This window comes from Aeromonas rivipollensis (assembly GCF_037811135.1).
Classification (GTDB): domain Bacteria; phylum Pseudomonadota; class Gammaproteobacteria; order Enterobacterales; family Aeromonadaceae; genus Aeromonas; species Aeromonas rivipollensis.
The window spans coordinates 3741346-3762973 of record NZ_CP149130.1; the positions used below are offsets into that span (position 1 = coordinate 3741346).

The 21628-nt window shown below is 60.8% G+C and carries 16 protein-coding genes and 14 tRNA genes; 5 read left to right on the forward strand and 25 right to left on the reverse strand.

What is annotated here, in order from left to right; genetic code table 11:
• The first annotated feature begins 163 nt into the window (after nt 1-163).
• Both WIR04_RS16915 and chrA read left to right on the forward strand, forming a co-directional pair.
• Entirely contained in the window at nt 164-607 is a 444-nt protein-coding gene (locus WIR04_RS16915; protein WP_338888483.1) for a nucleotide triphosphate diphosphatase NUDT15, read from the forward strand.
• Nucleotides 608-948: 341 nt separating this feature from the next.
• The gene (chrA, locus tag WIR04_RS16920; protein WP_338888485.1) at nt 949-2088 is read left to right on the forward strand and encodes a chromate efflux transporter; all 1140 of its coding nucleotides are present in this window, start codon (nt 949-951) and stop codon (nt 2086-2088) included.
• A 70-nt stretch (nt 2089-2158) separates the two neighbouring features.
• On the opposite strand, the gene msrB is transcribed toward chrA, so the two are convergent.
• From msrB to malQ, 4 genes are all read right to left on the reverse strand, one after another.
• Nucleotides 2159-2551 (reverse strand): peptide-methionine (R)-S-oxide reductase MsrB, encoded by a 393-nt coding sequence (gene msrB / locus WIR04_RS16925; RefSeq protein ID WP_338888487.1) that lies wholly within the window; start codon nt 2549-2551, stop codon nt 2159-2161.
• Nucleotides 2552-2607: 56 nt separating this feature from the next.
• The gene (gene glgX, locus WIR04_RS16930) at nt 2608-4749 is read right to left on the reverse strand and encodes a glycogen debranching protein GlgX (protein ID WP_338888489.1); all 2142 of its coding nucleotides are present in this window, start codon (nt 4747-4749) and stop codon (nt 2608-2610) included.
• A complete protein-coding gene (gene glgB, locus WIR04_RS16935; protein ID WP_338888491.1) occupies nt 4749-6926 on the reverse strand; it encodes a 1,4-alpha-glucan branching protein GlgB in 2178 nt (725 codons plus the stop codon). The genes glgX and glgB overlap by 1 nt, the downstream gene beginning before the upstream one ends.
• Before the next feature lie 82 nt (nt 6927-7008).
• Nucleotides 7009-9198: a 4-alpha-glucanotransferase gene (malQ, locus tag WIR04_RS16940; protein ID WP_307766380.1), complete on the reverse strand. Its 2190-nt coding sequence runs from the start codon at nt 9196-9198 to the stop codon at nt 7009-7011.
• A 345-nt stretch (nt 9199-9543) separates the two neighbouring features.
• On the opposite strand from malQ, the gene gap reads away from it, so the two are divergent.
• On the forward strand, nt 9544-10539 hold the full coding sequence (gene gap, locus WIR04_RS16945; RefSeq protein WP_338888494.1) for a type I glyceraldehyde-3-phosphate dehydrogenase: 996 nt from the start codon (nt 9544-9546) through the stop codon (nt 10537-10539).
• A 108-nt stretch (nt 10540-10647) separates the two neighbouring features.
• The gene (locus WIR04_RS16950) at nt 10648-11514 is read left to right on the forward strand and encodes a D-hexose-6-phosphate mutarotase (protein WP_338888496.1); all 867 of its coding nucleotides are present in this window, start codon (nt 10648-10650) and stop codon (nt 11512-11514) included.
• An 88-nt stretch (nt 11515-11602) separates the two neighbouring features.
• Here WIR04_RS16950 and nadA read toward each other — a convergent pair whose 3' ends face one another.
• A complete protein-coding gene (nadA, locus tag WIR04_RS16955) occupies nt 11603-12676 on the reverse strand; it encodes a quinolinate synthase NadA (protein WP_025325807.1) in 1074 nt (357 codons plus the stop codon).
• Nucleotides 12677-12817: 141 nt separating this feature from the next.
• Here nadA and WIR04_RS16960 point away from each other — a divergent pair, with 141 nt between their 5' ends.
• Nucleotides 12818-14923, forward strand: a complete 2106-nt coding sequence (locus WIR04_RS16960; protein WP_338888499.1) for a methyl-accepting chemotaxis protein — start codon at nt 12818-12820, stop codon at nt 14921-14923.
• Between the two features lie 47 nt (nt 14924-14970).
• On the opposite strand, the gene WIR04_RS16965 is transcribed toward WIR04_RS16960, so the two are convergent.
• From WIR04_RS16965 to tolQ, 20 genes are all read right to left on the reverse strand, one after another.
• Nucleotides 14971-15046: transfer RNA gene (locus tag WIR04_RS16965), tRNA-Val, on the reverse strand.
• Between the two features lie 18 nt (nt 15047-15064).
• Nucleotides 15065-15140, reverse strand: a tRNA-Lys gene (locus WIR04_RS16970).
• Nucleotides 15141-15174: 34 nt separating this feature from the next.
• A tRNA-Val gene (locus WIR04_RS16975) sits at nt 15175-15250 on the reverse strand.
• Between the two features lie 18 nt (nt 15251-15268).
• A tRNA-Lys gene (locus WIR04_RS16980) sits at nt 15269-15344 on the reverse strand.
• 23 nt (nt 15345-15367) lie between these two features.
• Nucleotides 15368-15443: transfer RNA gene (locus WIR04_RS16985), tRNA-Val, on the reverse strand.
• 18 nt (nt 15444-15461) lie between these two features.
• A tRNA-Lys gene (locus WIR04_RS16990) sits at nt 15462-15537 on the reverse strand.
• 23 nt (nt 15538-15560) lie between these two features.
• Nucleotides 15561-15636, reverse strand: a tRNA-Val gene (locus tag WIR04_RS16995).
• Between the two features lie 18 nt (nt 15637-15654).
• A tRNA-Lys gene (locus WIR04_RS17000) sits at nt 15655-15730 on the reverse strand.
• Between the two features lie 23 nt (nt 15731-15753).
• Nucleotides 15754-15829 (reverse strand) — tRNA-Val (locus WIR04_RS17005).
• Nucleotides 15830-15851: 22 nt separating this feature from the next.
• A tRNA-Lys gene (locus WIR04_RS17010) sits at nt 15852-15927 on the reverse strand.
• Between the two features lie 46 nt (nt 15928-15973).
• Nucleotides 15974-16049 (reverse strand) — tRNA-Val (locus WIR04_RS17015).
• 22 nt (nt 16050-16071) lie between these two features.
• Nucleotides 16072-16147, reverse strand: a tRNA-Lys gene (locus WIR04_RS17020).
• A 46-nt stretch (nt 16148-16193) separates the two neighbouring features.
• Nucleotides 16194-16269, reverse strand: a tRNA-Val gene (locus WIR04_RS17025).
• A 32-nt stretch (nt 16270-16301) separates the two neighbouring features.
• Nucleotides 16302-16377: transfer RNA gene (locus WIR04_RS17030), tRNA-Lys, on the reverse strand.
• A 174-nt stretch (nt 16378-16551) separates the two neighbouring features.
• On the reverse strand, nt 16552-17358 hold the full coding sequence (gene ybgF / locus WIR04_RS17035; protein WP_025325805.1) for a tol-pal system protein YbgF: 807 nt from the start codon (nt 17356-17358) through the stop codon (nt 16552-16554).
• Between the two features lie 12 nt (nt 17359-17370).
• Complete coding sequence (gene pal, locus WIR04_RS17040; protein WP_005331552.1) at nt 17371-17895, reverse strand: peptidoglycan-associated lipoprotein Pal; 525 nt, start codon at nt 17893-17895, stop codon at nt 17371-17373.
• Nucleotides 17896-17945: 50 nt separating this feature from the next.
• Nucleotides 17946-19271 (reverse strand): Tol-Pal system beta propeller repeat protein TolB, encoded by a 1326-nt coding sequence (gene tolB, locus WIR04_RS17045; protein ID WP_025325804.1) that lies wholly within the window; start codon nt 19269-19271, stop codon nt 17946-17948.
• A 93-nt stretch (nt 19272-19364) separates the two neighbouring features.
• Nucleotides 19365-20498, reverse strand: coding sequence for a cell envelope integrity protein TolA (gene tolA / locus WIR04_RS17050; RefSeq protein ID WP_025325803.1), 1134 nt, complete (start codon nt 20496-20498; stop codon nt 19365-19367).
• Nucleotides 20499-20503: 5 nt separating this feature from the next.
• Nucleotides 20504-20950 (reverse strand): protein TolR, encoded by a 447-nt coding sequence (tolR, locus tag WIR04_RS17055; RefSeq protein WP_005331545.1) that lies wholly within the window; start codon nt 20948-20950, stop codon nt 20504-20506.
• Nucleotides 20951-21628, reverse strand: coding sequence for a protein TolQ (gene tolQ, locus WIR04_RS17060; RefSeq protein WP_213345242.1), 678 nt, complete (start codon nt 21626-21628; stop codon nt 20951-20953).

Below are 21628 nucleotides of genomic sequence, written 5' to 3' on the forward strand. Positions count from 1 at the left end.
CCGGCAGATGTGATATCGCGATAGCCATCTGATTGGCAGATAGATAAACGGCAAGATCCTGTCTCCCCGGGATCATCCAGCGGCAACTTGCGAAACGGGCCCATCCGTCCTAAGGTGGGCCCGTTTTTATAGTGTCATCCCGTTTCGGCAAGGAGCTCTTCTTATGTCCACTCCCTATCCTCGCGTCGGGGTCGGTGTCATCCTCGTCAACCATCAGGGCCAGGTGCTGCTTGGCAAGCGCCAGGGGAGCCACGCCCCCTACTGGTCCATCGCCGGTGGCCACCTGGAGCTTGGCGAGAGCTTCGAGTCGGCGGCCATCCGGGAGGTGGCAGAGGAGACAGGTTTTCTCATCACCAACCCCAGCGTCATTGCCGTCACCAACAACCTGGAGACCTGGCGCGAGAGCGGGCTGCACTACATCTCTGTCACCCTGCTGGCCGAGGTGGAGGGCGAGCCGCAACTGCTGGAGCCGGACAAGTGCGAGGGCTGGGTCTGGTGCGATCCCCGCGCGCTGCCCGAACCCCACTTCGATGCCAGCCGCCAGTCCATCGCCTGCTGGCTGGCCGGACGCTGCTATCTTCCACAGCCGGGCCAGCCGACAGAGTGACCATCCCCTGCTGGCTGGCCGGACGCTGCTATCTGCCGCAACCGGGCCAGCCGACCTAATCCCCATCGCCTGCTGGCTGGCCAGGCGCTGCTATCTGCCGCAGCCGGGCCAGCCGACCTAATCCCCATAGTCCACTGGCTGGCGGGGCACTGCTATCTGCCACAGCCGGGCCAGCCGACCTAATCCCCATCCCCTGCGGGCCGGACACTGTTACCTGCCGCAGTCGGTCGCATAAACACCGCCCCCCGCCGTAGCCAGCAACCCAGCCAGAATTGTCATAAAAAAGTCATCACTCTGTCATATCATCCCTGTCCATCTGCGATGACGACAGGGAGTAAGTGGTGGGACAGGTATTCCTTCAATTTCTGTGGCTGGGCTGCATCAGCTTCGGCGGGCCGGCCGCCCATATCGGCTACTTCCAGCGCACCTTTGTCCAGCGTCTGGGCTGGCTCAGCCAGGCCGAGTATGCCCAGCTGCTGGCCCTGTGCCAGCTGTTGCCAGGTCCCGCCTCCAGCCAGCTCGGTTTTGCCATCGGCCGCCACCGGGCCGGCCTTGGGGGAGCGCTCGCCGCCTTCATCGGCTTCACCCTGCCCTCCTTCCTGCTGTTGCTGGTTGCCGCCATCGGCGTGGGCCAGCTAGGCAATAACCTCTGGCTGGATGGGGCCCTGCACGGCCTCAAGCTGCTGGCACTGGTGGTAGTGGCCGATGCCGTGCTCACCATGAGCCGCCAGTTCTGCAAGACGGTGTTGCAACAGGGAGTCATGGTGGCGACCGCCGCCGCCCTCTGGTGGCAGCCCGGCCTGCTGACCCAGCTGGGAATGCTTTTGGGGGCGGCCCTGCTCTGCGCCCAGCGGGAGGCGGTCGGCGCCCCTCCTGCAGCGCCACAAGCCCGCAGCGCCCCCCACTGGCCGACCCTGCTGCTGTTTGCCCTGCTGTTTGTCGGCCTGCCGCTGCTGGCCCAGGGCCCCGCCAGCCAGCTGATCGCCGACTTCTATCGGGCGGGCAGTCTGGTGTTCGGCGGCGGCCACGTGGTGCTGCCCCTGCTGCAGGAGAGCGTCGGCCACAGCCTCAGCCAGCAACAATTCCTGACCGGCTACGGCCTGGCTCAGCTGGTGCCCGGCCCCATGTTCACACTGGCCTGCTACCTCGGCGCCCAGCTGTTGCCCGCCGCGCCGCTGGCGGGCGCCCTGCTGGCAACCCTCGCACTATTCTTGCCGGGCTTTTTGCTGCTGTGGGCCCTGGGCCCCTGCTGGCAAAGCTGGCTGGCCCACCCCAGGCTGGCGGGGGCCGTGGCCGGCATCAACGCCGCCGTGGTGGGGCTGCTGCTGGCTGCCCTCTATCAGCCGGTGTGGCAGAGCGCCGTGCTGGCACCGACCGATCTGGCGCTGGCCGCCGTCGCCTTCTATCTGCTGCGCGTCATCAGGCTGCCCATACTGGCGCTCGCCGCCCTGCTGGTGGGAGCCAGCCTGCTGCTGATCTGAGGGCCAACCAGGACCCTATAAAAAATGGCGCCTCCGCAAGCGGAGGCGCCATTTTTCATTTCTAACGCTTTCAGGCGTCGGTATCGGGCTCGAAGTCCAGGCTCAGGCTGTTGACGCAGTAGCGCTGGCCTGTTTCGGTCGGCCCGTCCGGGAAGACGTGCCCCAGGTGGGAGCCGCACTGGCTGCAGGTGATCTCCACCCTTGCCATGCCGTGGCTGCGATCTTCTGTGTAGGTCACTGTCCCCGCGATGGCCCGATCGAAGGAGGGCCAGCCGCAGCCGGAGTCAAACTTGGCATCCGCATGGAACAGTACGCTCTTGCAGCAGACGCAGAGGTAGTCACCGCTCTTGCGATTGTGCAGCAGGGCGCCGCTGTAAGGGCGCTCTGTGCCCTTCTCCCAGCAAACGTGAAACTGTTCGGCACTCAATTTGCTGCGCCATTGCTCGGGATTGTTGCCCTTCATACCGACTCCTTGCCTTTTATCACGGCGCCCAGCATACCCACTCGGACGCCCCGACTCTACCCCGCCAGCGGGAACTGTGATCCCGTTGGCAACACGGCGGCAACATCCGGCGTGGCGACCACCCCTTCCTTGGCCAGCGCCACCGCCGGCAGCGAAACCCGCTCCAGCAATTTGAGGGAGTGGGCACGCCCCACCGCCACCTGCCGCTTGATGTCGTCCGGCAGGAAGGGCAGGCCGTCGTTGGTGGCGGTGTCTATGGTCTGGATCCACTCCAGCCCTTCCCCCGGCGGCGGCAGGCGGAACTGGATGTCGTAGTCGCTGGCATTGAACAGCACGTACCAGCGCTCCCCGCCGCACGCCAGCATGCCGATGTCCATGGCGAACGCCTGCCCCATGGGAGCGTGCCAGTCCTGATCGGTGAGCTGATGGCCATCGGGGTGATACCAGTTGACCCTGTGACAGCTGGTTGCCTTGCCATTCCATTCATCGTCACTGAGTTGCAGGTTGGCGAAGACCCCCGACTCCGCCCGCAGCGCCATCATCTGGCGGGTGAAGGCGAGCAGCCGTTCATCCTCGGGGCGCAACTGCCAGTTGACCCAGCTTATCTGGTTGTCCTGGCAGTAGGCGTTGTTGTTGCCAAGCTGGCTGCGGCCCATCTCGTCCCCGGCCAGGAAGTGCGGCGTACCCTGGGAGAGCAGCAGGGTGGCAATGAGGTTGCGCTTCTGCTGCTGACGCAGGTTGTTCACTCTGGGGTCCAGGGTCGGCCCCTCCACCCCGTGGTTGTAGGAGAGGTTGTTGCCGTGGCCGTCTCTGTTGTCCTCGCCGTTGGCCTGGTTGTGGCGCTGGTTGTAGGAGACCAGATCCTCCAGGGTGAAGCCGTCGTGATAGCAGAGGTAGTTGACGCTGGTGTGGGGGGAGCGCCAGTTTTTCGGGAAGAGATCCCGCGACCCCGCCAGCCGGGTGGCGAAGTCCCCCATCTTGCCCGCATCGCCGCGCCAGAAGGCGCGTACAGTGTCGCGATAGCGGTCGTTGATCTCCAGCCACTGGCTCGGGAACTGGCCGAGGCGATAGCCGAAGGGGCCTATGTCCCAGGGCTCGGCAATCAGCCTCACCCGCGCCAGCACGGGATCCGCCAGCAGGGCCTTGAAGAAGGCGCTCATGGGATCGAACTCCCCCGCCTCCCGCGCCAGGGTGACCGCGAGATCGAAGCGGAAACCGTCTACCTGCATCTCGGTGACCCAGTAGCGCAGGGCATCGAGCACCAGTCGCAGGCTGTTGGGGTGATCCAGGTTGACGCTGTTGCCGCAGCCGGTGACGTTGGCGTGGCGCTGATAGTCAGGGCCATGGGCCCCGGTCTCGAAGGCGTAGTAACCCGCGTTGTCGAACCCCTTGAGGGACAGCATGGGGCCGTCGACACCGGATTCGGCGGTGTGGTTGTAGACCACGTCCAGTATCACCTCGAGCCCGACCCGGTGCAGCTCGCGCACCATGGTCTTGAACTCGGTCACCGCCTCCCCCGCGCCGTAGCGCGGCTCGGGGGCGAAGAAGGCGATGGGGTTGTAGCCCCAGTAGTTGGTGAGGCCAAGCTGCTCCAGGCGGGGCTCCGACATGAAGGCGGCCACCGGCATCAGCTGCACCGAGGTGACCCCGAGAGAGAGCAGGTGTTCGATCATCAGCGGGTGACTGACCCCCAGATAGGTGCCCCGCAGCGCCTCGGGCACCCCGGGATGCTGGCGGGTGAAGCCCTTGACGTGGGTCTCGTAGAGCACGACCCGCTCGGGCGGGATCCCGGGCTTGCCGACCCCCTGCCAGTCGAAGGCATCGTCCACCACCACCGACTTGGCCACCATGGCCGCGCTGTCCCCCTGATAGAGGTCGTCATCCCAGCGGGTCGCCCGGCTGAGCGCCCTGGCATAGGGGTCGATCAGCAGCTTGTCGGGGTCGAACAGCATGCCCTCCTGGGGCATGCCATGAACCCGGTAGCCGTAACGCTGACCGGCCCGCACCCCGCGCACATAGCCGAATCTGTATTGGCCACGCCGGCCGGGCAGGGCCAGCCGGACCAGCTCCTGCTCCTGCTCGTCGAACAGACAGAGCTCCACCTTGTCCGATTGGGGGGCCCAGACACAGAAGTGGCAGCCTGCCTCGTCGAGCCGGGCCCCCAGTGGGTAGTCCACCCCATTTTCCATTACAAACATCAGGACTCCTGTTTGATGAACAAGGTCGCGAGCGGCGGCAAGTCCAGCACTATGCTGTGCGCCATCCCCTGCCAGGGGGTCGGCTCGGCGACGAAGGTCAGACCCACATCATAATTGCTGCCCCAGTAATGCTCGCTATCTGTGTTGAGCACCACGGCATAGCGGCCCGCCTCCGGCACCCCGAGGCGATAGGCGAGGCGCGGCACCGGGGTGAAGTTGGAGGCGATCACCACAGTATTGGCCCCCTGCTTGTCGGCGCGCAGCCAGGCGAAGATGCTGTTGTCGGCGTCGTTGTGATCCAGCCAGCGGAAACCACCGCGCTCATAATCCGCCTGATACAAAGCAGCTTCATGACGATAGAGCTGGTTGAGATCGCGGATCAGCCGTTGCTGGCCGCCGTGCTTGGGGTATTGCAACAGGTGCCAGGGCAGCTGGGCATCGTGATTCCACTCGTTGCTCTGGGCGATTTCGGTGCCCATGAAGTTGAGCTTCTTGCCCGGATGGCCATACATGAAGCCCATGTAGGCACGCAGGTTCGCGGCCTGCTGCCACTCGTCACCCGGCATCTTGTAAAGCAGGGAGTGCTTGCCGTGCACCACCTCGTCGTGGGACAGGGCCAGGATGAAGTTCTCGTCATAGTGATAGACCATGGAGAAGGTCATCTCGTTGTGGTGATAACGGCGGTGGATCGGCTCCTTCTGCATGTAGCTCAGGGTGTCGTGCATCCAACCCATATTCCACTTGAAGCCAAACCCTAGGCCACCCAGGAAGGTGGGTCTGGAGACACCGGCAAAGGCGGTGGACTCCTCGGCGATGGTCATGGTGTGGGGATACTTGCCGTATACCTCCTCGTTGGTCCACTTCAGCAGGCTAATCGCCTCGTAGTTGTGGTTGCCCCCGTCGACGTTCGGCACCCACTCACCGGCGTTGCGGGAATAATCCAGATAGAGCATGGAGGCCACCGCATCCACCCGCAGGCCGTCGATGTGGAACTTGTCGAGCCAGAACAGGGCGCTCGCCACCAGGAACTGGCGCACGTTGTTACGACCGAAATCGTAGATGTAGGAGTTCCAGTCCGGGTGCCAGCCACGACGCGGATCCTCGTACTCGTAGAGCGGAGTGCCGTCGAAGCGGGCGAGACCATGGGCGTCGGCCGGGAAGTGTGCCGGCACCCAGTCGAGGATGACGCCGATGCCGGCCTGGTGGCAAGCGTCGACGAAATGCTTGAAATCATCGGCACTGCCGTAGCGACTGGTGGGGGAGAACATGCCCACCGGCTGATAGCCCCAGGAGCCGCTGAAGGGGTGCTCGGAGACCGGCATCAGCTCGATGTGGGTGTAGCCCATCTCGGTGACGTAGTTGACCAGTTCCACCGCCAGCTCGCGCCAGTTCAGGCTGTCACCGTTGGGGTGACGCTTCCAGGAGCCCACGTGCAGCTCGTAGATGGAGAGCGGCTGCTCCCGCTTGTCATTGCGCTGGCTCTCGCGCCAGGCGGCATCCTGCCACTGGTACTGCTCGTGGTCGTGGATGACGGAGGCGAACGACGGGTACTGCTCGCAGTAGAAGCCGACCGGATCGCTCTTGTGGGGCAGGCGATGGCCGGCCGGATCTTTCAGCTCGAACTTGTAGCGATCCCCGGCCTTGAGGCCCGGCACGAACAGCACCCAGTGACCGCACTGGCTGCGCTGCATGGGGTGGCGACGGCCATCCCAGAAGTTGAAATCACCGATCAGGCTCACCGCTGTGGCGCTCGGCGCATAGACGGCGAAGCGCACCCCCTCCACCCGCTGGCCGAGGTGCTCCACGGTGCGCAGCTGTGCGCCCAGGGTGTGGTAGAGGTTTTCCGGCTGGAAGCCGAGCTCAGCCAATCCTTCCCAGGCGGCAGCCTGGAATTGGTAAGGGTCGATGGATTCGGCACTGGCATCGGGGTAGCTGGCGATCAGCTGATAGGGGAAGGGATTCTTGCGGCGAGTGAAAACAGTTTCAAAGAGGCCCGCTTCGTCGGCGGAGGTCAGGGTGGCAACTATCTTGCCTGACTTGAGGTCCCTGACCCGGACCTCGAGCGCATCGGGCAACCAGGCCGTCAGTTTCAGGCCTGGCCCATCCGGATTGGCCAGCAGGCCTAGATGGGAGAAGGGATCGGCACAGCGGGCGGCAACCAAACGTTCAACGGGCATCGACATTTCCTTTCATGGCTGAACATCCGCTCCGGCCTGGGCCGAAGCGGATGAAAGTGAGTCACATGTTGGCAGCAGGGGCTCAACGACTGGCCTCGTCACGGGCCTGGCTCATCTTGCCCGCCAGCGCCTTGAGCGCCTCATCGGCAAAAATATCTTCCAGATCCTTTGAAAGCTTGCGACGCCAGTTCGGGTATTCGTAACTGGTGCCCGGCACGTTGACCGGCTTGTCCATCTCCAGCCAGTCTTCCAGCTGGGTGCTGAACAGGGCACAGCTGCCGCGGGACATGTGCAGTTGCAGGCCATGGTTGAGTTCGGTGTTCATCCCGACCCAGTTCACGTCATGGCTGATGTTGCCAGAGATGACCCCATGGGCATGCAGGCTGTCAAGGATCCGCTGCTTGGCCTGGTGGCGATCAGCATACAGGGTCTTGAGAACCTCTTCATCCGGGTACAGGCCCAGCTCGCGGCCCAGCGCCAGATCGTCGCAATGCCAGAAGCCCTTCAGGGTCGGCATGTCGTGGGTGGTCAGGGCCGACATCGCCTGCTCGGTGTAGTGCGCCGGGGAGATGAAGCCGCCGTCCCCCTTGGAGCGCTCGAAGAAGAACACCTTGTAGGAGTGAACGCCGTTCTCTTTGAGGGTCACGTCTATGCCTTCCGGCACTGTGCCGAGATCTTCACCGATCAGCAGGCACTGGTTGCGGTGGGATTCGAGGGCCAGGATCCCCAGCAGGTCGTTGACCGGATAGTAGATGTAGGCGCCCTTGGCGGCGGACGCTCCGGGCGGTACCCACCACAGGCGCAGCAAGGCCATCACGTGATCGATGCGCAGCGCGCCGCAGGCACGCATGTTGGCGCGGAACAGATCCACCATGGGCTGATAGGCCGCCTCGAACAGCTGGTTCGGGTTCATGGGGGGCAGGCCCCAGTTCTGACCGAGGGGGCCGAGGATGTCGGGCGGCGCACCGACCGAGGCTTTCGGGCAGTAGAGATCCCGGTTGGCCCAGATCTCGGTGGAGCCTTCGGAGACACCCACCGCCAGATCCCGGTAGATCCCCATCACCATGCCGGCCGCCTTGGCGCGGGCATCGGCTTGCGCCAGCTGCTCATCGGCCAGGAACTGCAGATAGAGGTAGAAATTCACATCCTGGCTGTGATCCTGCATCCAGGCAGCAACTTCTGGGTTGTGGTAATCGCGGAAGGCATCCGGCCAGACCGGCCAGCCCCAGGCGTTCTCACCCTTGCCATAGAAATGGGCCTGCAAGGCATCGAAGGCAGCCTGCTGTTGCAGGCTGTCGCCACCGGCGGCCACGAAGGCATCGAAGGCGGCCTGACGCTCGGCGCTGAACCTGGCCTCATCGAACACCTGGCGCAGCATGCCGATCTTGGTCTGGATGACGCCGGTGTAATCCACGTTCTCCTTGGCCCGCAGGGAGGCAAGATGCTGCTGGAAGGCCGGGCTCGCCACATCGGCCTTGAGCCGCTCGTTGGCGAGAAACTCGGGCACGGCTTCCACGTTGATGTAGGCCACGTTGAGCCAGCGACGGGAAGAGGGGCTGTAGGGGCTGGCACTCTCGGGATTTGCAGGATAGAGGGCATGGATGGGGTTCAGCCCCACGAAATGGGCTCCCCAGGCGGCGGCCTTCTCGACCAGCTGGCCGAGATCGCTGAAATCACCGATGCCCCAGTTGTGGCGGCTGCGCAGGCAGTAGAGCTGCACGCTCGGGCCCCACACCTTGCGGCCGTTGGCGATGGGTGCCTGCTTGTAGCAGGACTTGGGCGCGACTATGAGGCGCATGGTGGCGAGCGGCTCGTCGTTGCCCTCTTCCAGCAGCACCAACTGGTGATAGCCGAGCTCCGGCTGCACATCCAGCGCGACCCTATAGGCCTGACACTCCATCTCCTCGAATTCGGCGACGCCGACCAGTTCCCCTTCGATGGGTGTCAGCTGGCCGGACAACAGGGCACCCTGCTCCAGCACTATCTGCCAGTGGAGGGCGTCGTTGACGAACTCTATGGGCAGACGAACCTCGAGGCTGAGGGGATCGCCACTGCGCACTACCATCACGGGATCCAGAGGCCGCAACCAGTGCTGACGGTGCTCCTGCTCCAGCTGCTCGGTCAGGGCTGCCTCGTCGTCGACGCGGTAGCCCATGGCGCCCAGCATGGCGGCCTTGCTCTCTTCGGATACCTGGGCCGGGTGGCCCCAGGCATCAACATACTCACTGGCGATACCTTTGGCGGCAGCCAGCTGTTCAATCAGGGTGGTCATAGTTTGAGAATTCCCGCTGTGGATTCTATCTACACTATTTGTGATTAATTTTTATGGGTGGTACTTGAACAGTGGCTCTTTGGCCATGCTAAACCGCGCACATTTTTACATATCTCCCCGGCCGGATGTGTGACCGGGCAGGCACTATTGTTGATCTCTGCGACCAGATCCGCTGATGATGCATTCGACAAAAGTTGGTAGCCAGTTACATAAAACGAAAATAAATTTCACAGTTTTTCATGATATAGCGCAATTTCGCGCAGATTGTTGGTTGACTCACAGGTGAGTTCTAGTAAATTTACAAACGGAATTTTCTTTGACTACTGAACAGTTAGGTAACCAATTATGACTATCAAAGTAGGTATTAACGGTTTTGGCCGTATCGGTCGTTTCGTTTTCCGTCTGGCCGCTGAGCGTGCTGACATCGAAGTGGTTGGTATCAACGATCTGATCGACGTTGACTACATGGCTTACATGCTGAAGTACGACTCCACCCACGGCCGCTTCAAGGGCACCGTTGAAGTCAAAGACGGCAACCTGATCGTCAACGGCAAAACCGTACGTGTTACCGCTGAGCGTGACCCGGCAAACCTGAAATGGGATGCAATCGGTGTTGACGTTGTTGCCGAAGCTACCGGTCTGTTCCTGGACGACGCCACTGCTCGCAAGCACATTGCTGCCGGTGCCAAGAAAGTCGTACTGACCGGCCCGTCCAAAGACGCTACCCCTATGTTCGTCATGGGTGTTAACGACGCCACCTATGCTGGCCAGGACATCGTTTCCAACGCTTCCTGCACCACCAACTGCTTGGCCCCGATCGCCAAGGTTCTGAACGATACCTTCGGTATCGAATCCGGCCTGATGACCACTGTCCACGCTACCACTGCTACCCAGAAGACCGTTGATGGTCCGTCTGCCAAAGACTGGCGCGGTGGCCGCGGTGCGGCTCAGAACATCATCCCGTCCTCTACCGGTGCTGCCAAGGCTGTTGGCGTTGTTATCCCGGAACTGAACGGCAAACTGACCGGTATGGCTTTCCGCGTACCGACTCCGGACGTGTCCGTTGTTGACCTGACCGTCAACCTGAAGAAAGCTGCCACCTACGCAGAAATCTGCGCAGCCATGAAAGCAGCCTCCGAAGGCTCCATGAAGGGCGTACTGGGCTACACCGAAGATCAAGTGGTTTCCACCGACTTCCTGGGTGAGCGTCAGACCTCCGTGTTCGATGCCAAGGCTGGTATCGCACTGAACGACAAATTCGTTAAAGTCGTATCCTGGTACGACAACGAAATGGGCTACTCCAGCAAGGTTCTGGACCTGATCGCTCACATCTCCAAGTAATTTGGGATGCGCAATCGCGTAGCTTGAAAAAAGGCGGCCATTGGCCGCCTTTTTGTATTCTGGATCTGCCGACCTCTTTCTTGAATGTGCGCGAGCACAGGAGTCTCCATGCAACCGACACGTACTCTGACAGCCCACTGTACCCTCAGCCACCCTGCTGGTGGCCAGCCTCTGCTGACCATCGACAACGAGCACGCCAGGGCGGAGATCTGCCTGTTTGGCGCCCATGTACTGCGCTACCAGCGCCATGGCGAACCCGCCTCTCTCTGGCTCAGCGACAAGGCAGTGCTGGATGGCAGCAAGCCTATCCGGGGCGGCATCCCCCTGTGCTGGCCCTGGTTCGGCCCCTCCCCCGCTCGCGTCGGCAGCGGCAAACCGGCCCACGGCTTCGCCCGCACCAGCCTGTGGACCCTGGATGGTGTCTCCGATCACGGGGATGGCACCCTGGTCCATCTGTCTCTGCGTGACACCGACGCCAGCCGTGCCCTCTGGCCCCACGCCTTCGAGCTGGAGCTGGATGTGCTGGTAGGCAAGGAGCTCTCCCTGGTGCTGACCACCCGCAACACAGGCAAGACGCCCCTCACCTACAATGCGGCCCTGCACACCTATCTGCAGATAAGCCGCCCAGAGGCCGTCAGCGTGACCGGCCTGGGTGAGCCTTATGCCGACAAGCTGACGGGTCAGGATGGGCAGCAGCAGGGCGCTCTGACGCTCACAGCTGCCATTGATCGGGTCTACCACCAAGCCGAGGCCATGGTGATGGTCAAGGACGGCGATCGCACCACTCAGGTGGTGAGCGGCAACAACGACAGCGTCGTGGTCTGGACCCCTTGGCTGGAAGGGGCCACCGCCATGGCCGACATGAGCGACGATGGCTACCGCACCATGCTCTGTGTCGAGGCGGCCATCACGGCCGAGGCTGGCGTCGTTATCGCGCCGGATGAGGAGCACAGCTTCTCTACCGTGATCATCTGATCTTTGTCTTCGCGAAACCCATAACGAAAGAGGGCACCCCAACGGGTGCCCTCTTCTATTCAGCCTTTCTATTCAACTCTTCGCACACTCAGGCGTTGCCCTGGGTCTTGAGCTTGAGCTCGGCGGCGAAGTTCAGCATGCGATCCAGCGGGATCAGCGCCTTCACCCGCAACTCCTCGTCCACCAGGATCTCGTGACGCTCCGCGCCATCGGTCAGCGCTTCCTTGATCGCCACCAGGCCGTTCATCGCCATCCAGGGACAGTGGGCGCAGCTGCGGCAGGTGGCGCCATCGCCACCGGTCGGTGCCTCCACCATCTCCTTGTCCGGGCAGGCCTGCTGCATCTTGTAGAAGATACCGCGATCGGTCGCCACGATCAGCTTCTGCTGGGGCAGCTCACGGGCCGCCTTGATGAGTTGGCTGGTAGAACCCACCGCATCCGCCAGTTCGATGACGGAAGCCGGGGACTCCGGGTGCACCAGCACGGCCGCGTCCGGGTTCTGGGCCTTGAGCTCGCGCAGGGCCTTGGCCTTGAACTCGTCGTGGACTATGCAGTGACCCTGCCAGCGCAGCATCTCGGCGCCCGTCTTCTTCTCGATGTAGGCACCCAGGTGTCTGTCCGGCCCCCAGATGATCTTGTGGCCCTGGCTGTCTAGGTGCTCGACTATCTCGAGCGCTATGCTGGAGGTGACCACCCAGTCGGCCCGCGCCTTCACCGCCGCAGAGGTATTGGCATAGACCACGACTATATGGTCGGGATGGGCATCGCAGAAGGCGGAGAACTGGTCGATGGGGCAGCCCAGATCCAGGGAGCACTCCGCCTCCAGGGTCGGCATCAGCACCCGCTTGTGCGGGCTCAGGATCTTGGAGGTCTCCCCCATGAAGCGCACACCGGCCACGATCAGGGTCTGGGCGGCGTGATCACGACCGAAGCGAGCCATCTCGAGGGAGTCGCCGACGAAACCGCCGGTGGCCTCGGCCAGCGCCTGGATCTCGGGATCCGTGTAATAGTGGGCAACCAGCACGGCCTGACGCGCCTCGAGCAGCGCCTTGATCTCGATGATCAGGGAAGCTTTCTGTTCGGCAGTCAGGGGAGCCGGTTTGACCGGAAAGGGATAGTCCATCTCGATGACCGGAGGGACACTGCTCAGTGCATTGCTCATTGCGACTGTTCCATCAACGCTTGGAAAGGCCAAAATTATAACCAGAAGCCGCGCACAAACCCATCAACAAATCCAGTACAGTAAAACAGTCAGAACCCGCCCGGATTTATCGTTGTCATTCTTGCCAAAAGGAGTTGTCGAATGAAACAACGCTCGCTCAAAACCAAATTGTTGCTGCTCACCCTGGGTCTCTTTCTCGCCAGTGGTGTCGCCATGACGCTGATGCAGTCTGCCTCCCTGAACACCCTGCGCAATGACATCATGACCCAGACTAGCGGCGCCCTGGAGCAGGAGGTATCGCGCACCCTGCAGTTCCAGGCCGAGCGCTATGCCGTGCAGATCGCCGACCTGTTGCAGCAGTCTTACCAGATACCGCTGGGGATGGCCGCACAGCTCGAAGGCAGCATGGCACAGCCGGACCTGATGCCGAGCCGCCCTCAGGTGGAGCTGCTGCTCGGCAGCCGCCTTCGTCAGGCTGACGGGATCAGCTCCATCTATGCCCAGTTCGAACCCGATGGCTATGACGGGCAGGATGCCAGCTGGCAGACGGGGGCAACGCACTCGGTCGCGGGCAAGGGCAGCCTGGAGGTGTACTTCACCCGTGAGCAGAATGGCCAGATTGCGCAGCAGCAGATAGATGCGGCAACCAGCGAGGCCAAGTTTGACACCTCGCGCAACGAGTTCGGCATTCGCAACAGCGAGTGGTATCTCTGTGGCCGTGACAGCCTGCGCCCCTGCCTGATGGAGCCCTACCTCTACGAGATAAGCCCGGGCAAGCAGATGCTGATGACCAGCCTGACGGTTCCCATCCTCAAGGAGGGCAAGTTTGTCGGGATCACCGGGGTCGACATGAACCTGCCCATCTTCCAGCAACTGGCCGAGCGTCTCGGCAAGAGCCTGTATGACAATCAGGCCGAGGTGACCCTGGTCAGCAAGATGGGCTTTATCGTCGGCAGCAACCGCCATGCCGACAAGCTGGGCCGTCCGCTGACGGAGGCCGGGCTGGTGGCGCCAGACGGCAAGCCCAGGGATAGCGACAGCGACTTCATCCTGCAGCAACCCATCAAGATCGACGCCGCCGACAGCCAGTGGTGGCTGATGATCAAGGTGCCCAAGGCACTCGCCCTCAGTCAGGCCAACACCATCAGCAACCAGCTCGGCAGCCTGCTGCAGGCCACCCAGCAACAGCAGCTGATGACCATGGTCGTCATCACCCTGGTGGCACTGGGTCTGCTCGTCTGGTTCATTCAGAGCATCACCGCCCCCCTCTCCCTCATCAGCCGCCACGTCTCACACCTCGCCAGCAATGAGGGGGATCTGACCCAGCAGATGCGCATCGACACCCACCAGGAGCTCATCGAGCTAGGCAGACACCTCAATGCCTTCCTCGGCAAACTGAGGGCCATGGTGCAGGGCAGCAAGCAGGTTGGCCAGCAGGTACACCAGCAGGCGCGGGGCATGAAGCAGACGGCCAATGCCATGCGCAGCAGCCTGGACGAGCAGAGTCTGGAGCTGGAGAGCGTGGTCAGTGCCATGCACGAGATGAGCACCACGGCGGTCAGCGTGGCGGGTTACGCCGAGCAGGCGGCGCAAGAGTCGGAAGCGGCCACCCATCATATCCAGACGGCCCAGCAAAGCTTGAGCCGGGCCCGCGGCGAGATCCACACCCTGGTCGAGGACATGCACCAGGCGGACAAGGCGGTGGCGCAGGTGGCACAACGCAGTACCAACATCAGCCACATTCTCGACGTGATCCGGGCCATCGCCGAACAGACCAACCTGCTGGCACTCAATGCGGCCATAGAGGCGGCGCGGGCTGGCGACATGGGCAGAGGCTTTGCCGTGGTGGCAGATGAAGTGAGAGCCCTTGCCAACAAGACCCGGGCCTCCACCGACGAGATAGGCCAGCTTATCGGCAGCCTGCAAGCCGAGGTGAGCAGCAGCCAGCAACTGATGAGCACGGGCATCACCCGATCCGTCAGCACGGTCGAGGGGACAGAGCAGGCCTTCGAGGCGCTCAATCAGGTGGTGAGCCAGATCCAGCAGATCCATGATCACATCAGCCAGGTGGCGACCGCCGCCGAGCAGCAGAGTGCCGTCAGCGATACCATCAACCAGAATCTGATGCGCATTGGGGATACCGCCACCTCCCTGGGGCAGGAGGCGAGTGCCAGCCACCTCTTAAGCGAGGAACTGGAGCAGGCGGCCACCACGCTGGCCAGCGAACTCGAGCGACTGCGCACCTGACAAGCGAATACAAAAAAGCCCGCATTGCAGCGGGCTTTTTTTCAATCTGGTGGTCGTTACTGGGCTCGAACCAGTGACCCCCTCCTTGTAAGGGAGGTGCTCTCCCAGCTGAGCTAAACGACCTGGGATAAAGCTGAATGATGGTGGGTCGTGCTGGATTCGAACCAGCGACCAATTGATTAAAAGTCAACTGCTCTACCGACTGAGCTAACGACCCATCTGTATCATTTTTTCTTTCTATTTCAAGAAAGTGGTGGTCGTTACTGGGCTCGAACCAGTGACCCCCTCCTTGTAAGGGAGGTGCTCTCCCAGCTGAGCTAAACGACCTGGGATAAGGCTGAATGATGGTGGGTCGTGCTGGATTCGAACCAGCGACCAATTGATTAAAAGTCAACTGCTCTACCGACTGAGCTAACGACCCATCTGTATCATTTTTTCAAAGCATGGTGGTCGTTACTGGGCTCGAACCAGTGACCCCCTCCTTGTAAGGGAGGTGCTCTCCCAGCTGAGCTAAACGACCTGGGATAAGGCTGAATGATGGTGGGTCGTGCTGGATTCGAACCAGCGACCAATTGATTAAAAGTCAACTGCTCTACCGACTGAGCTAACGACCCATCTGTATCATTTTTTCAAAACATGGTGGTCGTTACTGGGCTCGAACCAGTGACCCCCTCCTTGTAAGGGAGGTGCTCTCCCAGCTGAGCTAAACGACCTGGGATAAAGCTGAATGATGGTGGGTCGTGCTGGATTCGAACCAGCGACCAATTGATTAAAAGTCAACTGCTCTACCGACTGAGCTAACGACCCATCTGTATCATTTTTTCAAAGCATGGTGGTCGTTACTGGGCTCGAACCAGTGACCCCCTCCTTGTAAGGGAGGTGCTCTCCCAGCTGAGCTAAACGACCTGGGGTATTCTGTGGTCAAGATTGGTGGGTCGTGTAGGGATCGAACCTACGACCAATTGATTAAGAGTCAACTGCTCTACCGACTGAGCTAACGACCCACACCTTGAACCTGTCACCGCCTGCCGTGGCAGACCGTGTTAAAACTGGTGGTCGTTACTGGGCTCGAACCAGTGACCCCCTCCTTGTAAGGGAGGTGCTCTCCCAGCTGAGCTAAACGACCTGGGGTATTCTGTGGTCAAGATTGGTGGGTCGTGCTGGGTTCGAACCAGCGACCAATTGATTAAGAGTCAACTGCTCTACCAACTGAGCTAACGACCCACACCTTGAACCTGTCACCGCCTGCCGTGGCAGACCGCGTTAAAACTGGTGGTCGTTACTGGGCTCGAACCAGTGACCCCCTCCTTGTAAGGGAGGTGCTCTCCCAGCTGAGCTAAACGACCTGGGAATTCTGTCTTCACCCGTTGTGAAGAAATGGTGGGTCGTGCTGGATTCGAACCAGCGACCAATTGATTAAAAGTCAACTGCTCTACCGACTGAGCTAACGACCCTCACCACGACCAGCTCCGAGCGCACTGCTGCACCGGCTCTGACGGCGGCCTATATTACGGATTTATCATCCTGGCGCAATAGAAAAATCTTAAATTAAATCTGTTTGTTCACTGCGCATACAAAGCAGAGCCGTATTTACAAGACTGTTACGAAAACAGTGACCTACAGCAATACTACAGCTTGCCGAGGCTCTGCTTGGCCAACTGGGCCGGCGAGGTATTGGGGTAACCCTTGATCACCTGCTCATAGAAGGTCTTGGCTTCCGCTTTCTTGCCATCGAGCTGCGCCAGCATGCCGAGTTTCAGCAGGGCATCGGCCCGCTTGGGCGACTTGCTGTACTTGTTCGCCACAGTGGAGAACTGGCTGGCGGCACCGGCTCTGTCACCCTTGTTGAACATCAGCTGGCCGAGCCAGTAGTGCGCATTGGGAACATAGCTGGAGCTCGGGAACTGTTTGATGAACCCCTCGAAGGCAGGAATGGCCTTGTCGTAGTTCTTCTCCTTGAGCACCATGTTCACGGCTGCGTCATAGGCCTGGTTCTCGTCCTGATTGGTCGAGTAGTTGGCCGCTGCGGCAGGCGTCGTAGCACCGGCTGCCGGGGTCGCAGGCGCGGCGGCGGCAGGCTGGCTGTTGGCCACCTTGTCGAGCTCCTGATAGAGCTGGCGCTGACGCTCTTGCGACTGCTCCATCTGGTAGGTCTGCTGCTCCAGCTGACCACGCAGTTCGGAGACTTCACCTTGCAGGGAGTCGACCTGTTGCTGCAGCTCGGCCTGCAGGCGCAGACGAGCGTTCAGGGTGCGCTCCAGCAGGGCGACTCTGTCTTCCAGGCTGCCCGTGGGCACTATGGCACCGTTGTTGCCGCTCAGCACCACACCGCTGCCGGAATCACCGCCCAGATCGCTGACCGGAGCCGCGGCATGAGCACTGACTGCAAATAAAACGGCCATCGAAATGGCCGCTTGCTTAGACACGAATTTCATTCGGATCAAACCTTAGTAAACCAGGACCGCACGGCGGTTTTTGGCAAAGGCATCCTCGGTGTGGGACAGATCCAGCGGCTTCTCTTCGCCATAGCTGACGATGGAGAGCTGCTCAGCCTGCACACCCAGGGTTTGCAGATACTTGGCAACGGCCTTGGCACGACGCTCACCCAGAGCGATGTTGTATTCCGGAGTACCGCGCTCATCGGCGTGGCCTTCGATCAATACCTTGACGCTCGGACGCTCACGCAGGTAGCTGGCATGGGCATCCAGCAGGTCGGCGTACTGACCCTGGATGTCGTAACCATCGTACGGGAAGTAGATCACGTTATCGCGCTGCAGAGCTTCGAACTTCTGACGCATCTGCTCTTCCGGGGACAACATGCCGTTGGCGCCACCGGTTTGTACACCGCCCATGCCGTCGGTCATGCCAGACTCGGCGCCTGCGGCGTCGGAGTCGGAAGAAGAACTACAGGCAGCCAGGGTGAACAGTGGCAGTGCGATGGCCAGACCCTTGAGCAGTTTATTGAGTTGCATGCTATTTCCTTAAACCTTTATAACAAAACAAAAAACAATCGATTTTTTTATCAATTCAAGAAGGGCGACCAAGCTGGTGCACGAATTTCACCGCTACTGGTCGGAAGCACTGCCTTGAAACGACCATCGGTCGACACCAAAGCGAGACTCTTACGACCCTGATAGATGGTGGCATAAATGATCATGCTGCCATTGGGTGCCACACTTGGCGACTCATCCAGAGCACTCTGGGTCAGTACCAACATGGCTCCGTTCTCCATATCCTGGCGAGCGATGCGATATTGTCCCTGAACCCGGGTCACCATCACCATGGACTTGCCGTCCGGCGTGATGGATGCCCCCTGGTTGGAATCCCCTTCCCAGGTCATCCGGCGAGTGACGCCAGTCGCCAAATTTACGCTATAAATCTGGGGTTTGCCACCACGTTCAGAGGTGAACAGCAAAGTTTGCCCGTCCGGCATCCAGGAGGGTTCGGTGTCTATGGTACGGTTATTTGTGACTCGAGTGAGTTGCTTGCTAGCAACATCAACAACATAGAGATCAGGCTGCCCATCTTTGGACAAAACAATAGCCAAACGGCGACCATCTGGTGACCACTCGGGGGCACCGTTGATGCCGCGGAAACTGGTGATCAGACTGCGTTGCTGGGTATAGATGTCCTGCACATAGATCTCGGACTTCTGGTTCTCGAAGCTCACATAGGCCAGCTTGCTGCCATCCGGCGACCAGGCCGGCGACATCAGCGGCTCGCGGGAGCGCAGCAGGGTCTTCTCGTTGTAGCCATCGTAATCGGAGATACGCAGCTGGTACGGGAACTGGGTACCCTGCTGGACGGAGACATAGGCCAGACGGGTCAGGAAGGCACCACGCTCACCGGTCAGACGTTCGTAGACGATGTCGGAGATACGGTGGGCGAACTGGCGCATCTGGGCACCCGGTATGGTCGCCATGCGGCTGTCGAGGATGTAACCGTTCGCTTCCCCGCCCTGGGTCTTGGCCAGCTGGCCCTTCAGCACGTCGACCAGCTCGAAGTTGATCTTGTAGGTGCCATCACCCACAGCCGCGATGGAGCCGACCACCACGGCCTCCACACCCTGGGACGCCCAGGGGGCGAAGTTGATCTCGCCACTGGTGCTCGGAGTCTGCGGCATCTGGCCACGGGCCAGCGGCTTGAACTTGCCGCTGCGCATCAGGTCGTTGGAGACCACCTCGGCGATGTCCTGTGGCAGTTGACCATTGCCCTCCCACTTGAAGGGGGCGATGGCGATGGGGCGCGCACTGTCAATACCGCCGGTGATGACGATGTCCAAGGCCGCCTGAGCGCTCTGGCCTAGCAGAAGGCAGCCAACCAAAGCAAAAAACACTTTTCTTATCATGGCTTAAATACTCTGTTCCAATAAAAATGAGAGGTGAAATTCCTTTATCAGCAGATGCTGCCAACCACGGTCAATGACCCCGTTTTATCACGTCTAGATGCTAGGTTCTAACTTGAGGTTAAACTCCTTCAACATCTCGAACGCCGCCGGATCCTTCGGCACCGGCAACTGATTCGCCTTCAGCACGGCAGCCTTGCCGGAGCGGCAGACCGCCGGGTCACCCTGGCCGTTGTCCACCGAAATGACGAAGCCGGTACTGGCCAATTTGACACCGATAGTACAGGTTTTGCCCCGCATGGTGGGATCCAAAATCATATAGCGCTCGACCGTTGCCTTGATGAGAGCGGCGTACTTGTCGACCTCCCCCTTGGCGGCAGCCGATGCGGCCTGGCTGCGGGAATTGGCTTCAGCCTCCAGCTGCTGCTGCATCATGGCTTCCATCTCTTTCTGCAACTTGGCCTCTTCGGCCGCCTTGCGCTTGCGCTCCGCCTCTATCTTGGCCTTCTTGTCAGCCTCGGCCTTCGCCTTCTTCTCTGCGTCAGCTTTTGCCTTCTTGGCGGCTTCATCTGCAGCCTTTTTCTCTGCCTCAGCCTTGGCCTTCTTCTCGGCTTCCGCCTTGGCTTTCTTCTCAGCCTCGGCCTTGGCCTTCTTGTCGGCTTCAGCCTTCTTGGCCGCATCCGCCTTTGCCTTGGCTTTCTCTTCGGCCTGCTTCTTCTCCAGCTCTTCTTTCTTTTTCTTGAGCGCCAACGCCTTGGCGAGTTCTTCTTCCTGGCGCTTGGCGTCAGCCTGCTTGGCCTTCTGCGCCTCCAGCTTGCGGGCTTCCTCGGCCTTCTGGGCCTTCTCTTCCGCCTGCTTCTGTTCGGCTACCTTCTTCTGCTTCTCGGTCTCGGCCTTGCGGGTGGCCTCCTCGGCCTCCTTGCGCTTGGTCTCGGCGATGCGCAGACGCTCCTGCTCCTTCGCCAGCTCGCGCCGGGCCTGATCGGCGTCTTCCTTGTCCTTCTCTTTCTGCTGCTGGGCAGCCTTGGGCTGAGCTTTCTGCTGCTGGATCTGCTGTGCCTGTTGCTCCAGGAACTCGCTGTCCAGCATCACTGCATTGACGATCTGTCCCTTCGACTCGGGGCGCTTGGGCTTGCTGAAGTCGACGCCGACCAGCAGTATGATGCCGATGATCAGATGCAGCAGCAGCGACGCGACGAGATAACCGGAAATACCACGCTTCACATCCATCTCCGTCAGTTCACCGGATCCGTCATCAGGCCAACCTGAGGCACACCGGCTTTCTTGAGGGCCACCATCAGCAGGATCACCTCTTCGTAACGCACGGACTTGTCACCCGCCACCACCACGGGAGCGTTCTGGTTGATGGCCAGATAGCCCATGGCCTTCTCGGTGATGTATTGCTGCATCGCCTCGGGTGTGCCGCTTGGCACTGGCTCGTCATCCGCCTCACCGGCCTTGATGACGTACTCACCTTCGGTGTTGACGCTGACGATGAAGGGGGGCTTGGCGTCCTCGGGCAGTTGCTCGGACTCCGCCTGGGGCAGATCCACCTTGACCCCCTGGGTGATCACCGGCGTCACCGCCATGAAGATGATGAGCAGCACCAGCATGACGTCGATATAGGGCACCACGTTGATCTCGGCGACCTTCTTGCGCCGGATCCGCTGATAGGTTTGCATTTACTTGTCACCCTGCTGCTGTGCAATCTGACGGTTCAGTATGGTGGTGAACTCGTCCATGAAGTTGGCGTAGGCGTTCTCCAGCTTCTCTACCTTGTTGGTGAATCTGTTATAGAAAATAACAGCGGGAATGGCCGCGAACAGACCCATGGCGGTGGCGATCAGCGCCTCCGCGATGCCCGGTGCCACCATCTGCAGGGTCGCCTGCTGCACCTGACCCAAGGCAATAAAGGCGTTCATTATGCCCCATACGGTACCAAACAGACCGATATAGGGGCTGATGGAGCCAACGGTTGCCAGCACTGGCAGGTTGGATTCCAGCTCGTCCACCGCACGGGACAGGGAGACGCGCATGGCGCGATAGGTACCGTCCATCACCGCATCCTGGCCACGGGCGCCAGCCTTGAGCAGGCGGGCATACTCCTTGAAGCCGGAATAGAAGATGTCTTCCATGCCTTCGATGTCATCGCGGCGGGAGGAGGACTCCTGATAGAGACGGTTGAGGTCGACGCCGGACCAGAATCTGTCTTCAAACTGCTCCGAGGCGAGGTTGGCCGCCTTGATGACCTTGGAACGCTGGATGATCAGCGCCCAGGAGACGACCGACATGCCCATAAGGGTCATCATGACCAGTTTCACCAGCAGACTGGCTTGCCAGAACAGACCAATAAACGAAAT